The sequence below is a fragment of the Glycomyces paridis genome, assembly GCF_004912155.1.
GTDB classification, from domain to species: Bacteria; Actinomycetota; Actinomycetes; order Mycobacteriales; family Micromonosporaceae; genus Glycomyces; species Glycomyces paridis.
In genome coordinates, this window is sequence record NZ_STGX01000040.1 from 1 (window position 1) to 574 (window position 574).

At 57.3% G+C, this 574-nt stretch carries 1 rRNA gene; it reads left to right on the plus strand.

What is annotated here, in order from left to right:
- Positions 1 to 574 (plus strand): 23S ribosomal RNA (locus E9998_RS25025); the annotation flags it as partial.

The window sequence follows — 574 nt, forward strand, 5'->3', positions numbered from 1 at the left end:
CGGTTGCCGCTGGCTGAATGTATAGGCTGGTTGGTGGTGTGGCGGGGAAGTGAAACATCTCAGTACCTGCTGTGGAGAAAACAAGAGTGATTCCGTGAGTAGCGGCGAGCGAAAGCGGAGGAGGCTAAACCTGGTTCGTGTGATAGCCGGCAGGTGTTGCGGGTCAGGGGTTGTGGGACGTTACCGTTGTCTGCTGCCGCAGGCAGGTTCACGCATCAGCAGCTAGTCGAACGACGTGGGAAAGTCGACCGGAGAGGGTGAGAGTCCCGTAGGTGAAGGTTGTTGGTGGTGTTCGGGTGGTGTTCCCGAGTAGCGCGGGTTTCGTGGAGGCTCGTGTGAATCTGGCAGGACCGTCTGCTAAGCCTAAAGAGGTCCGGTGACCGATAGTGGAGAGTACCGTGAGGGAATGGTGAAAAGTACCCCGGGAGGGGAGTGAAAGAGTGCCTGAAACCATGTGCCTGTAATCCGTCAGAGCCTGGCCTGGAACTTGTTCTGGGTAGTCGGGTGATGGCGTGCCTTTTGAAGAATGAGCCTGCGAGTTATGGTATGCCGCGAGGTTAAGCCGTTGTGGTGG